The sequence below is a fragment of the Providencia sp. PROV209 genome (assembly GCF_028479485.1).
Taxonomy (GTDB): domain Bacteria; phylum Pseudomonadota; class Gammaproteobacteria; order Enterobacterales; family Enterobacteriaceae; genus Providencia; species Providencia alcalifaciens.
In genome coordinates this window covers 64,240-78,886 of the sequence record NZ_JAMPNR010000022.1, presented here as the reverse complement: position 1 = coordinate 78,886, position 14,647 = coordinate 64,240, and the positions used below count along the sequence as shown (strand labels likewise).

The window sequence follows — 14,647 nt, the reverse complement described above, 5'->3', positions numbered from 1 at the left end:
AGTAAAAAAAGTTACTGCTCTACACCCGTTGTCACCGTAAATTGACGGTTTTCTCCGGCTTCTAACCAAATCAGCGTCTGGTTATTTTTAGCGGCAATAAACCCTTCAGGGCGGCAGGTTGCAGGTAACACAAAGGCCCCTACTTTTTGATCACCATTATATAAAATCCAGCGTGTCGCATAATTTAGCTCATTCGATTTAAAACGAGTTACAAAGGTATTGCCTGCTGGTGACCGCATTTTAAATTCAGGACTGGCAGTGTATTGGCTCAAATTATCCATAAAGAAGACAATCTCAGGGTCACACATCTGCGGCTGATTTAATTGATTTAGCGTCACCTCTCCAGACTTGAGCGCTTGGTTAAAATCGAGCCATTTTTGAGTTGGGTGTACATGCCCCGGAATAGACTCCCGCAACTTAATTGCCTGCTCAGGAATATTTTGCGTCAAGGTGGCATCATCCACATAGGCGTAGTTCATATGGCACATATATTGAAGCGGCATTGGTACAGACGCTAAGTTAGTCACTGACATGTGAATATCAAACAGTGCACTATCCGCATTTAATTGTACGGATGGCGCGGCACGATAATGGTGACCAAAGCCCATCACATACTCATATTCACCGCACACTTTAAGGCTGGTTTCAGTCAATTCAAGCCATGCGCTATCCATTGGTGCGCAGGGCATTTCCCCGTGTAATGGGTGATTATCTTCTGGCGATGGGCAACCATTACTGATTAATCCAGAATGGAAAGCGAAGCAGCCATAGGTTTCAATTACGGTTGGAACAGGCTTGGGTTCTGAAAACATATTTTCCATTTTCAGATTTTGCCCGCAAAATTCAGCATCCCAAATCATCTGCCCTAAAAATGGCAAAATGGTTAAGTGCCCCTGCGAGTTTTCAACCCGCAGCCCTTGCACGCCAGATTGGTAAACAAAGGCGGAAACGGAAAACTGGCTATTTTTCAAAACTAAGGTCGGTTTTTCCGTAAATAAGCGTTTATGTAACGGGATAATTGTGTTCATTGTCATACTCACGGTTTGAAGTAAAGATGGGTAGGCACAACGCCTACCCTGAGCAATAGCGAATTATTTGGCTTGTTGTTTCGCTTTAAAGCGACGTTCGCCGACGAAATAGATGCCCACGTAGACGAAGCACAGCATTGAGACTAAGAAAGAGAGTTGCAGAGAGTGAGTGATATCCGCGACATAGCCTTGGATTGCAGGTACAACTGCCGCGCCGACAATCGCCATCACAATCACTGCACCCGCCATTTCGGTATGTTCATTATCGACCGTTTCCAGCGTACCAGCATAGATAGTTGCCCAGCATGGTCCAAACAGAATGCTCACTAATACCGCCGCATACACTGCAGTGAAGCTCGGCATAAAGGCCACATACACCAGGAACAGCACACCAATAATCGAATAAATAATCAGTACTTTATCAGCGTTAAAGCGAGTCATTAAGATGTTGGCAATAAATTTACCAATAAAGAAACAGGCGAAGCTGTACACCATAAAGTTAGAGGCATCTCGCTCGTTGATATCCCCCATTTCTAGCGCTAAACGGATGGTGAACGACCAAACAGCAACTTGCATTCCCACATATAGGAACTGGGCGATGATCCCTTTTCTAAAGCGACTGTTTTTAGCTAAATATTTTAAGGTATCCAGTGCAGAAGGACGTTTATGTTCCGCAGTTTCTGCCACTTTACATTTCGGGAATTTCGTCAGTAAAAACAGGATCATCACCACAACCAATACCATGATCATATAACGGTATGGTTCAAGGGTGTTTTCCAGCATGGCTAAACGGAATTCATGGATTTGAGTCGCATCCATTCCTGCCATTTGGCTTTGTAGGCTTTCCCCTTCCGAGAAAACTAAATATTTGCCCAGTAAAATCCCACCTGCGGCACCAATTGGGTAGAAGGTTTGGCTGATATTCAGACGCAGTGTCGCGTACTGTTTTGGACCGATCATGGAACTGTAAGTATTGGCTGCGGTTTCAAGGAAGCTTAAACCAATCGCGATAGCAAAAATCGCCGCTAAGAACATAGTGTAAGTTGCCATGTGTGATGCTGGGAAAAACATGGAACAACCCGCAATATACAAGATCAATCCGATCATAATCGCGTATTTATAACTGGTTTTTTTGATCACTAATGACGCAGGGATCGCAATCAAAAAGTAACCACCATAGAACGCGCTTTGCACTAATGCAGAAGCAAAGTTACTGAGTTCAAAGACGCTTTTAAACTGTGTGATTAAAATATCGTTCAATGCTGCTGCGCATCCCCAAAGCGGAAATAAGCAGGAAAGCAGGATAAATTGGAATATAGGTGTCTTATTCAGGTACCCATCAGGTAACTGAGTGATGTTCTTGATGTTCATAGTAACCCTTAATCGTTTTTATAATATTTTTAACCGGTTAAACGGGCTTTTTGCTCTAATGGCAACCTTCATTTCAACCGGTCATGCTCAACATCATTCAAATTCAGAGCAAATATTGTGGGTACAGGTAATGCTTCTGGCGCTTGAAAGATGGTTAGAACTAATTATTCAACTGCACAAACTCACTGAACTGCTCGATACTTGGATAAGAAGATTGCGTGCCTTTTCCTGTTACGCTGAAGGCTGAAAATAGAACCGCTTTTTTCATCGCTTCTTCGATGTTTCCGGTGTGAACATAGTAATGAGAGAAACAACCGATAAACGCATCGCCAGCACCACTAGTGTCAATTGCATTGACTTTGATAGCCGGAATAAATAACTCACTGTCGCGAGTCATCCATAGCGCACCTTTGTCGCCTAAAGTGACAATCAGGTTTTTCAGACCTTTGTCTAACAGGGATTGTGCGGCACGACGCACGTTATCCATGGTATCCACAGGCATGTTGGTCAGAATTTCTAACTCGGTTTCATTCGGTACAAAGAAATCACAACGACATGCGTAATCTAAATCCAGTGCGCGTTGTGCGGGTGCTGGGTTAAGTAACACAGGAATGTTGTGCTTATTACCGAAGGCAATCGCGTGGTAAACCGTTTCCAGCTGCACTTCCAGCTGCAATACGATCAGTTTGCACTTTTTCAGATCTTCCGCGGCGCGGTCGATATCTTCTGGGGATAAAAACTTATTCGCCCCTTTAACAATCAAAATACTGTTAGACGAATTTTGGTTAACAAAAATCGGTGCGACACCGCTTGAGGTGCATGGTACTTTTTCTACATAGCGAGTATTGATGCCATAAGACTCAAGATTACGGATGGTGTTATCCGCAAAAATATCGTCTCCAACTTTAGTTAGCATAATCACTTTAGAGTTTAACTTTGCTGCGGCAACAGCTTGGTTTGCCCCTTTACCGCCACAACCGATTTTGAAGGCTGGGGCTTCGAGGGTTTCCCCTTCTTTTGGCATTTGATCAATGTAGGTGATCAAATCGACCATGTTTGAACCGATAACTGCTATATCCATGATGTCCCTCGTGTTAAATAAATCACATAATGATATAATCCTAACATTATCATGTTGCAAAAATATCATTTGTGATTAGGATCTCGAATAACGAATGATCAAGTGTTATATCTGCCACATTTCCTCATTCTTTGTTACCTATTCCACATCTATTCTGAAAACGTCATATAGGAAGGTTTAAAATGCAAGATTTAGCGAAATATATCGATCATACTTTATTGGCTGCTAACGCAACGGTTAATGATATCAAAACGTTATGTGCAGAAGCCGCACAATATCATTTTGCCTCTGTGTGTGTTAACACCGGCTATGTACCTTTAGCAAGTGAATGTTTAAAAGATAGCGATGTGATGGTGTGCTGTGTCGTAGGCTTCCCATTAGGTGCATGTTTAACAGAAGCTAAAGCATTTGAAGCCGCTGAAGCTGTTCGCCGTGGTGCCGATGAAGTGGATATGGTCATCAACGTTGGTATGCTAAAAAGTGGTGATTTAGACTTTGTTCGTCAAGATATTGAAGCCGTTTTTGCGGCTTGTGGTAAGGCAACACTGAAAGTGATCCTCGAAACTTGCCTGTTAACTGATGAAGAAATCACACAGGTTTGTGAAATTTGCCGCACAATTAACGTTGGATTTGTGAAAACTTCAACAGGATTCAGTACAATGGGTGCCACTGAGCATCACGTCGCTTTAATGCGTAAAGTGGTTGGCAATGAAATTGGCGTCAAAGCATCCGGTGGTGTACGTACGCGTGAAACCGCAATTAAGATGATTGAAGCTGGTGCTAACCGCGTTGGTGCAAGCGCGAGTGTCGCTATTGTGACTGGAGAAAATACCACTCCAAGTGACTACTAAACAACGGGGCGCGGTTCGTCCGCGCCATCATAAAAAGGATTGCAGGGTGATAGAAACTAAACAAAAAGAACGCCTTCGCCGATTAAGTGAATGTATTAAACGTTCAGGACGCATTCACCTTAAAGAGGCAGCGAGAATACTCGAAGTTTCTGAAATGACTATTCGTCGAGATCTCAATGCCGATACTGAAGGTCCCATTCCAATGTCACTGCTTGGTGGCTATATTGTTTCTGTCACTCAACCTGCCGCTTTAACTCCTCATGAGCCTCATGCCGATATTTTCACACCAGACCAAACTGAAGATCTGTATATTCCAAATCTAGCCGCCAGTATGGTCAGCGAAGACGATGTGATCTTTTTCGATAATGGCATTGAAATGGCCACCTTGATCGCCTTGATCCCTGAAGAGATAAGCTTTACTGGAATTTGTTACTCCCATAACGTTTTCCTTGCTTTAAGCCAGAAAAAGAATGCTACCGCTCTGCTCTGTGGTGGGGAATATCGCCCCAAAAGTGACTCTTTTTACAGCCCAACATTGCCTTCTTTATTGGATTCCATCAACCCCAAAAAAGCGTTTATGTCCGCAACTGGCGTTCACAGTGCCTATGGGGTGACTTGCTATAATCTCGATGATTTACCGATGAAAAAGAAAGGCATGGAAAAATCTATTCGTAAGATTTTATTAGCGCCTTACAATCTGTTTGATGAAGTGGCGACGGCGAATATGGGAGAGTTATCTCAATTTGATGTGATTGTCACGAACCGGCAACTCAGTGATGAATACGAAACATACTGCCGTAATGGGTTTGTTAAAGTTATTTATTAGGCTGAGGTATTTCATCAAAACAAAATCGACACGTTTGAACCCGTGTCGATTTGTTTTCTCACTCAATTTTCACCGTCAAGTAATCTTCAGCTATCTGAGTTTCTGGAAATTCTGCTTGGCATTCCGCCAGTAAGCGAGGAAGATCAGCGGGCCCATAACGTCCGCTTAAGTGTGTGGCGATAAACCGTTTCACATTTGCTTGCTTAGCCAATTGCGCGGCTTGGCGAGTTGAAGAGTGCCCATGCTCATTGGCTTTCACCTCCAGCGCCACTTCTAGCGTGGTTTCATGCACCATCACATTAGCATTTTTAGCCAATAGCAACGCTTCTGGTGTTGGGGTGGTATCCCCAAAAATCGCGACCACCTTCCCTGCAACCGGCTCACCAAGGTAGTCAGCCCCATTCACGCTGCGGCCATCTTCTAGCTCAATAACTTCGCCCTTCTTCAGCGCCTGCATCCAAGGTCCGCGAGGGATCCCATCTTGCTCCAGTTTTTGCACATTTAGCGTCCCCGGTTTTGGATGTTCTTCAATACGATAGCCATAACATTCTACGCGGTGATCCAACCGATACGCTGTGACAACTAGCTCCCCATCATCAAATAACTCACCTGCTTCAATTTCTACAATTTCAAGAGGATAAGTCATGAAGGAGTCGCTCACTGATAAAACGATTTCCACATACTGCTTCAGGCCTTTTGGTCCATATAGCGTTAATGGGTCTGTGGCTCCTCCCATCGACCGGCTACAGAGTAATCCAGGTAAGCCAAAAATATGATCGCCGTGTAAATGTGTAATAAAAATCTTCTCGATTTTTGGGGTTTTAAAGGGGCTATTTAAGATTCGATGTTGTGTTCCTTCGCCACAGTCAAACAGCCAGTAACCTTTACGAATACCGACTAAATTTAATATTATGCTGGTGACATTGCGCTCTTTTGTTGGCACACCTGCGCTAGTACCCAAGAAAGTCAGTTCCATCGTTCCTCTATCTATCTCTTTGTTTTTGTTTTATTAAAATACAATTCCAAACTTTTCCAACGTGGCTAGAGCTGTCTTTCTCAGCATCTTTTTACTGTTATCATTTTCGTCGTGACCACGTTTAGAAAATTTATGGAATTCATTGTTTTTCCACCGAACAAATTCAATTTCTTTTTAAGTCAAATCAATTCACAAGCCTATATCGAATACCCACCTCAGAATAGCCGCGTAAATTTTCGCCACTAGGAATAAATTGAATGAGCTCCTCTGTTTCGACCGTTAAGCAAAAATTGGCTAACGGTTTTGTTATATTTACGGCTATTTGGTCATCTGTCATTATGCCTGTTATCCCAGCTTATGCAAAAATGTTGGATAACAAAGAGTTACCATCATTAGGTAGCGACCAAATCATCGATGAAAATAATACCGAACACTTAGCCGCTGAATACACTAAAACAGTTGGAACCTTCCTTTCACAAAAGAAAACGATGAAGGATCTGTCTCAGATAGCGCAAGACTACGCTCGAAATAAAGTTTCCAGTGAAGCGACAAAAGAGATTGAATATTGGTTATCCAAAGCAGGCAATGTCAAACTCAATATCGATTTTGATAAAAAATTCTCCATCAAAAATTCACAGTTTGACTGGTTGATCCCTTGGTATGACCAAGAAGATATCCTGCTATTCACCCAGCACACTCTTCATCGCTATGATGAGCGTTTTCATACCAATAATGGAATTGGCTTACGTTATTTTCATGAAAAAAGCACTATCGGTATGAACGCGTTTATCGATCACGATTTGTCTCACGCCCATACTCGCGTAGGATTAGGAGTGGAATACTGGCAAGACTATTTAAAATTAAATGCCAATAGTTATTTCGGTTTAACATCATGGAAAAGTGCCTCAGAATTAAATCACGATTTTAATGCTAAACCCGCTCATGGCTGGGATATACAAGTAGAAGGTTGGCTGCCAAATTACCCACACCTAGGTGGAAACCTAAGATATGAGCAATATTATGGCGATAGCGTTGCATTATTTGGAAAAACAAAACGTCAAAAAAACCCAAATGCCGCAACCATCGGTGCTAACTGGACGCCATTCCCATTATTCACATTAAATGCCAGTCATAAGCTTGGTAGTGAAAAACAAGTAGAGACCCAAGCCAAACTTCAATTTACGTGGACCTTCGGTAAAAACTTAGCTCACCATTTAGATCCAACCAAGGTTGCCGAGACCCGTCGTCTTTCCGGCAATCGTTATGATTTTGTAGAGCGTAATAATAATATTATTCTCAACTACCAAAAGAAAACCGTACTACACCTGTCATTACCGAGTAAAATTCAAGGGGTAACAGGTCAGTCCGTGCCGCTAGTCAAATCTTTCACAAGTAAATACCCCCTCAAACATATTGAGTGGCAAGCACCTGAATTTTTGGCTGTAGGCGGTTCTATTAGTTCGGATGATCAAATGGCAACCTTAACTTTGCCATCTTATCAAACATCCAATGCAGCAAAAGATGTACAAAGGATAAATCGCTACCGTTTACGTGCAATTGCCTATGATATTAAAGGTAATGCCTCGCCTGTCGCTGAAACATTAATTGAAATTACCCACTCTGGCTCAATCAGTATCAGTCCTCGTGATATGAAATTTCATGGGAAAGGCTTAGCGAATGGAAATGATATTAATGGTCTTACTGCTATTGCCAGAGACTCTCTTGGTCATGCAATCCCTAACACAAAAGTGGTCTTTGTTTTACCAAATGCGCTCACACTCGCCTCCCGGAAAACAAAAACGACCACTAACTCCAGCGTTCAAAATAGCCTACGTAAAAAAATGCAAACAATGAAAGTCGCTAACCCCTGGGAGTACATAACAACAACCAATGATAAAGGCGAAGCACTGGTACAATTTACCTCAGAAATTGCAGGATCATACGAAATTAGCGCTTACACAGGTAATCATCAACCGGCGAAAGCCCAAGTCGTTTTCAAGCCAGACTCGGCTCAAGCCAGTATCCACAGCTTTACAATCACCCGATCCGGTGTTCTTGCCGATGGTATTTCAACAAATTCAGTAAAAGCTCACATTACTGATAAAAATAAAAATCCGCTCGCCAATCAGGAAGTCACTTTTTCGGCAACGCATGCAAAGATCGTCGATAAAGCAACAACCAATGAAAATGGCATTGTTGAAGTTACACTCACTAGTTTAAAAGCGGGTTCAAGCGAAGTGACCATCTCCATCAATGGCCAGAGTGAAACCAAATCTGTTCAATTCCTTAGCGGTAAATTACATCAAGTGACTATCCTAGATGTCCCTGAAGTGTATGCAGGCAGAGAAAGCCAAGTATCATTTCAATTACTGGATAGTCACGGCAACCCAATTATTGATGCCCAAAATGACATTACGACCATCATTGACAAGAAAACGGAGTCAACAGCAATTTGGGATACTGATATCGACAAAGGCATCTATGCCGCTAAAATTTCCGGGCAACAATCTGGTACGCATACCATCCAAGTTGTTATGGGCAAAACAGTTTCACAAGAACAAAAGTTTAATACGCGTGGAACAAATGCCGTCGCATCTGTCGCCGCTGACGGCAGCGGTCCACTAGGAACATTAGGCGTCATCGCTGATATTGAAATCGATATCAATCCTAACCGTACAGATTTTAAATCTGGTGACAATCCACTTGTGATGGTCACGCTGAAAGATAGTTTTGGCAATGAGATTGAAAATATCGACCCTAGTAATATTCATCTTGGTGATTTAAAAGGAAACGATATTGCTTGGCGCCAAGATGGAAAATATGACTATATTGTCAATTTACCATTAACCAAAACTGGGGATATTGATATCACAGCCCATGTGAATGGTATATTCAGCCCCAAAACTGTTTTGACGGTCAGCCATAATGTTGATATTTCAAAAATTCAAGATGTGGTGCTCCCCCCGATCAACAACACCCCGCAAGCCGGTGAGACACCGTCGATCAGCGTGGTATTAACTGATAGCCACGGCAACCCAGTCAACGACGTGAAGCAACTTGAAGTGATCATTGCAGGAACACCGCATACGCTTCCAGCAACTCAGAATCCGGATGGCAGCTACACAATCACCCTGCCGGCGCAGCACAGCGGTAAACAAGACATTCAGGTGACCGTCAACGGTAAGGATTCCAACAAAGAGACTTTAACTGTACAAGCCCCAACACCAATCCCCTCCAAGGTACAAGGGAACAGGGGTGAGCAAGGTGTCCTAGAGACCGTTACCTTAAGCAGCGCCGCCCTCACGGGACTACAATCCGGTGATGCCCTTGATTTAACCGTGACGGCGAAAGATGCTTTTAAAAATCCGTTAACGGGTCTCGCTTCGGCAATCGCGTTAACCCATGGTCAAACTGGCTCCATCACTTGGACAGATAACCAAGATGGTACCTATACGGCTTCACTGACCTTAAGCAAGCTGGGCAAAGATAGCCTGACGGCGACCGCCCATAAGGTGGACAGCAATACCCTCAAGGTCAACGTCACTAACCGCACCGGTCACACCGGTGTGCAAAATGTGGCGATCACCCCGACCAATAAAGCCCCGCAAGCCGGTGAAACACCAACGCTGACCGTGACCTTAACCGATAGTAACGGCAACCCGGTCAACGATATTCAGCAACTAGAGGTGACCATTGCTGGCACCACCCACACGCTCCCAGCGACGCAAAATCCAGATGGTAGCTACACCGTGCCCCTGCCAGCGCAGCACAGTGGCAAACAAGACATTCAGGTGATCATCAACGGTAAGGATTCCAACAAAGAGACTTTAACTGTACAAGCTCCAACACCAATCCCCTCCAAGGTACAGGGGAACATGGGTGAGCAAGGTGTCCTAGAGACTGTAGCTTTAAGCAGTGCCGCCCTCACGGGATTACAATCCGGTGATACCCTTGATTTAACCGTGACGGCGAAAGATGCCTTTAAAAATCCGTTAACGGGTCTCGCTTCGGCAATCGCGTTAACCCATGGTCAAACTGGCTCCTTCGTCTGGAAAGATCATCACGATGGTACTTATACAACTTCACTCCCCTTGACTAAGCTGGGCAGTGATAGCTTGACTGCGACCATAAACACTATCGCTAGCCAACCTATTTCGATTACGGTTGAAACTCAACAAACTAAAACATCAGTGAACGCCGTTGAGTTACACGCCCAGCACCTACAGATTTCTGCGGGGCAGAGCACAACACTCACTCTCACTTTGCGTGATAAACACAATAATAATGTTGAGAAAATTCCTTCTAGTGACATCAAATTAGAAGATAACAAACTGACGCTATCCAATATTCAATGGAAAGAGCAAGGTAATGGCGTATACACCACCGAAATCTCATTCAAACAATTAGGAAATCATAAGCTTGTTAGTACAGTCGGTTTCACCAATAGCCCCTCTATTGATATCGATGTTATCGCGTTAAAAGGAGCTATTCACGTTCATCACGTTAACCTTGATGCTACACCGAAACAATTTGTCGTTGGTGAAAAAATTCAACTCAAACTCACGCTGCTTGATCAGTTTAATAATGGCGTAACCGATGTACTGGATAATAGTATAAATATCAATGATGATAATACGCGCAGTGCGCTAAAAGGGTTGCAATGGCACCATCAGCAAAAAGGTGTCTATACAGCGGAAACAACTGTGACTAAAGGTGGCATTCATTCATTGAAAGCCACTGTTAATAGCAAGCAAGATAATGTGCTAATTCATGCCATTTCTTCCGTTGGTCAGAAGCAAGTCAGTGATGTTCAGCTATCAACTAGCACCGCAAATATCGTTGCAGGTACTCCCGCTACGCTGATATTGAAACTCAACGACCAACACAGCAATCCAGTTTCTCAAGTCAACAGTGCTGATATTTCCTTAGAAAATAGCGCTGGCACGCCCCTTCCAACGACTTGGCTTGAGATGAACAACTTAGGAATTTATACCGCACAGATCTCATTAAATAGCGTTGGAAAGCAAACTGTCACAGTGAAAGTCAATAATATCTCACACAATGCCACTCTTCAGGTCACACCTCCTCAAGGTGCATCTTCAGTTGCGACATTGGAGATATCCCCAATAACCACCGTTGATGCCGGTCATACCTCCTCCATTACCTTGATAATGAAAGATAAATATGGAAACCCTGTTAACAACGTTCTCAACCGTGATATGACCCTTGAAATTGATGGCGTTATTCAGTCGATTCAACTGACTGAATTAGGCGATACAGGTCAATACTCTGGAGAACTTCCTGCACAGCAAAAAGGTCAACATGCCGTTAAAGTGACCGTTAATGGTCAGCTAGCAAGCGTAAATTGGACTATCAATAACCCAATGCCAATCCCATTAAGCACCGTTGATAGGACGGGGCAACGTGGTGCACTTGATACAGTAATGCTTAGCAGCAGTAAAAAAACGGTTGGTTCTGGTGATAAAATCACCGTTACACTTAACTTAATGGATAAATTTAATAATCCTTTAACCGGAGCGAATTCTCATTTAAAGCTATTAACAAATTTAAGTGAGATATCTCAATGGCAGGATCACAGCGATGGCAGCTATTCGATTGACTTACTGATGAATAGATTAGGCTCGCAAGATGTGCAGGCGATCGTCAAAAATATTCTCAGTAATAAAGTAACGCTTGAAATTAAGGCTCTAAGTGGTGCTAGCAATGTCAATACAACGGCGCTGACGATTAAAGATGCGGCAATAGAAGCGGGAGATACCACTGAATTAACCCTACGACTTAAAGATTCGGTAGACAATGGTGTCACCAATATTCAAAACCGAGATATTCACCTTACACAGAACAACGCCAAAATTGATAAGAAATGGTTATCTGCCATGGATGGTATTTACACTACCCAAGTACAAATCAAGCAGGTCGGTGTTTACCCACTTCGAGCAACGGTTAATCAGCAAAATAGCCGAATTGAAACTATTGAAGTCACTGCACCTGTTGGAAGTACTAAAGTGGCAAAAGCCAAGTTAGCCTCCAGTATTGTGAATTTGGATGCAGGTAGCAATGTGGAGTTAACGCTAGAGCTGAAAGACCAATACGATAATCTCATTATTGGTGTCAATGGTTCGGATATTATGCTGGAAAATAGCTATACAGCTGAAACTATCGATAACAGTCGATTAGCGTGGCGTATGGATTCCGCAGGTATTTATAAAGCATCACTTCCGTTAACGCTCGTTGGAAAACATAAGTTAAGCGCAGTGATTAATAAACAACGCACTTCAACCGCAGATATTACTGTCAATGCACTCAAAGGCGCGGCCAATGTCAGCCAAGTTATAATAACAACTGGAAAAAATACAATTTCCGTTGGTGAGAAAACAGAGCTTACATTAAAAGTTCAGGATCGCTTTGGTAACGAAGTCGATGATGTTTTAGCTTCAGATATTGACTTAACCAATACCGACTCAAAAATCAAAACCTCAGTAAAATGGGTAAAATCACCTTTAACATTAGGCACGTACATCACAGATGTGCAGTTTGATAAAGTGAAGTCACACACTTTGATTGCCAGCGTCAATGGGCAAACAAAAATGCTTCAAATCCATGTACAACCACTGAAAGGGTATAGCAATGTTGCAGCCATTGCCCTACAAGCCCCAGCAAAAATTGAGGTAGCAGAAAAAACCAAACTCACACTAACCTTAATGGATAAATTCAATAATGGTGTGGTTGGCGTTGAAGCTCAGCATATTGAACTCCTTATTGGGTCAACCCTTCAGACCACAACCTGGGTAGACAACCAAGATGGATCTTATCATACAGAGTTTGCTTTAAACCAAGCCGGTGATACCCCACTGATGGTAACAGTGAATAAATTCACGGAGACGAACTCTATTCACGTTAATTCACCAAGTGGTAAAGATAAAGTAGCTTCAATACAACTTGCCGCAACCGTTACTCAGGTCTTACCAAATACATCAACGGTGCTCACCTTAACGTTGAAAGATCAATATGGAAACGGAGTGAATAACGTACGGAGTAAAGATATTTTATTATCGAATAGCTATACACCTGAAAACTTAACATCACCGAATTGGGCTGAAGATGGCAAGCAATCGGGTATATATACGGCTTCTGTAAACTTGCAGAAAGTCGCAGAGCACACGTTAACGGCTAAGGTGAATAATCTCGATAACATCCTAAAAATTACCGTTCAACCCTTTACGGAAATACAACATGTCAATAGCCTTGAGTTAGCCATAGATAACAACAACATTACGCTTGGTGAAAACGTCATGTTCACATTAAGCACGAAAGATATCTATGGAAACAACGTCATGATAAAACCGGCTGATATCCATTTAAACAATGCAAATGGAGCCGTAAACCAGCCAACATGGAAAGAGCAAAATGGTGAATATAAAGGAGAAATGATCCTCTCTATTAGTGGAAATTATGTCATTACTGCAAATGTGGGTACCCAAATCAGTGCCCCAATTAACCTAACAGTACAAGCGGGCACACCTGTATTTGCCACTGGTAAGAGTCAATTATCTGTAAATAGAGATGACCTTGATGAAAACAGTAGTACCAATGCCATCGTGACATTAGAGTTAAAAGATGCAAATGGCGTCGCAATTAAAGGAAAAAAACCCCATATACAAGCTACTGCTGGAAAGATTGACCGTATCATGATTGAAACCACTGATGGCGTATATACCGCTAACTTTAATAATCCTGTGGTGGGTGAATCGACAATTTATCTTGATAAAGCTTCCATTGATTACTCAGGGTCAACACCGGAGATCATCGTGGTGACCTACGGTAAATTAAAAATTAAAGCGCTTGGAAGAGAACATATCTTCTCTGAGAATGATGAATTCCCTCACACTGGATTTGCTGGGGCTCAATTTCAAATTATTGCTCCAATTGGTAAACAAACTGATTATGACTGGAGTGTTGACATTGATTGGTTATCTATTGATAAAGAAGGGATTGTCACCCTATTACGCAAACCAACGCCTATAAAGGGTATAAATGCAATGATCCCTATCTTTACAGGGAAGCCTAAAGCACACACCAATTATAAACGCACTGTAGCGTATCGTTTTACGTTGAAAAAATGGTATGAGTATAAGGGGGACTTTTCGGTGCAAAAAGCAATAAATGTTTGCCAAGCTCCTAGCCGTGTAATTCTGCGCGATGATCTTGTAACAAGCGGAGCAACATGGGTAATGCAACGTAAAGCTGGGGAACGAGTTTTCCATGAATGGGACAACCAGCATTTTCTAAAGCAACTTGTCCCTAACACACAACCGATTCTCTTGCTTGCTGATATGCAAACCTCAACAAAGCTAACTCATGCATTGAATCCATATAACTATGAGCTTATGAAAGCAAATGATGAAAGAGGAGTCATTTGCGTTGACGACCTTCAACCTTAAATAAATCTTAAAGCCCCTTATGGAGACTAGATTTTAGTTAATTAAACACAAA

7 protein-coding genes are annotated in these 14,647 nt (G+C 42.6%); 3 read left to right on the top strand and 4 right to left on the bottom strand.

The genetic code is table 11. From position 1 onward, the window contains the following. Positions 1-11 precede the first annotated feature (11 nt). From PR795_RS15745 to rbsK, 3 genes are all read right to left on the bottom strand, one after another. Positions 12-1,028 carry an aldose 1-epimerase family protein gene (locus PR795_RS15745; RefSeq protein WP_006663305.1) on the bottom strand — a complete coding sequence of 339 codons (1,017 nt, stop codon included), beginning with the start codon at positions 1,026-1,028 and terminating at the stop codon, positions 12-14. Between the two features lie 63 nt (positions 1,029-1,091). Further along, positions 1,092-2,399, bottom strand: a complete 1,308-nt coding sequence (gene fucP / locus PR795_RS15740) for an L-fucose:H+ symporter permease (protein WP_006658295.1) — start codon at positions 2,397-2,399, stop codon at positions 1,092-1,094. A gap of 160 nt (positions 2,400-2,559) precedes the next feature. Continuing rightward, positions 2,560-3,480, bottom strand: coding sequence for a ribokinase (gene rbsK / locus PR795_RS15735; protein WP_006663306.1), 921 nt, complete (start codon positions 3,478-3,480; stop codon positions 2,560-2,562). 182 nt (positions 3,481-3,662) lie between these two features. Between rbsK and deoC the strand changes: the two genes are divergently transcribed. Further along, positions 3,663-4,331, top strand: coding sequence for a deoxyribose-phosphate aldolase (gene deoC, locus PR795_RS15730; RefSeq protein WP_006658293.1), 669 nt, complete (start codon positions 3,663-3,665; stop codon positions 4,329-4,331). Positions 4,332-4,377: 46 nt separating this feature from the next. Beyond that, positions 4,378-5,157 (top strand): DeoR family transcriptional regulator, encoded by a 780-nt coding sequence (locus tag PR795_RS15725; protein ID WP_006663307.1) that lies wholly within the window; start codon positions 4,378-4,380, stop codon positions 5,155-5,157. Between the two features lie 58 nt (positions 5,158-5,215). On the opposite strand, the gene rnz is transcribed toward PR795_RS15725, so the two are convergent. Next, positions 5,216-6,133 carry a ribonuclease Z gene (gene rnz, locus PR795_RS15720; protein ID WP_154635936.1) on the bottom strand — a complete coding sequence of 306 codons (918 nt, stop codon included), beginning with the start codon at positions 6,131-6,133 and terminating at the stop codon, positions 5,216-5,218. Positions 6,134-6,390: 257 nt separating this feature from the next. Here rnz and PR795_RS15715 point away from each other — a divergent pair, with 257 nt between their 5' ends. Beyond that, positions 6,391-14,595 carry an invasin domain 3-containing protein gene (locus tag PR795_RS15715; RefSeq protein WP_272516937.1) on the top strand — a complete coding sequence of 2,735 codons (8,205 nt, stop codon included), beginning with the start codon at positions 6,391-6,393 and terminating at the stop codon, positions 14,593-14,595. The last annotated feature ends 52 nt before the right edge of the window (positions 14,596-14,647 follow it).

Bases quoted from the DNA above. Each gene is read 5' to 3' on its own strand.
- PR795_RS15745 (WP_006663305.1), bottom strand. From the start codon at position 1,028: ATGAACACAATTATCCCGTTACATAAACGCTTATTTACGGAAAAACCG.
- fucP (WP_006658295.1), bottom strand. From the start codon at position 2,399: ATGAACATCAAGAACATCACTCAGTTACCTGATGGGTACCTGAATAAG.
- rbsK (WP_006663306.1), bottom strand. From the start codon at position 3,480: ATGGATATAGCAGTTATCGGTTCAAACATGGTCGATTTGATCACCTAC.
- deoC (WP_006658293.1), top strand. From the start codon at position 3,663: ATGCAAGATTTAGCGAAATATATCGATCATACTTTATTGGCTGCTAAC.
- rnz (WP_154635936.1), bottom strand. From the start codon at position 6,133: ATGGAACTGACTTTCTTGGGTACTAGCGCAGGTGTGCCAACAAAAGAG.
- PR795_RS15715 (WP_272516937.1), top strand. From the start codon at position 6,391: ATGAGCTCCTCTGTTTCGACCGTTAAGCAAAAATTGGCTAACGGTTTT.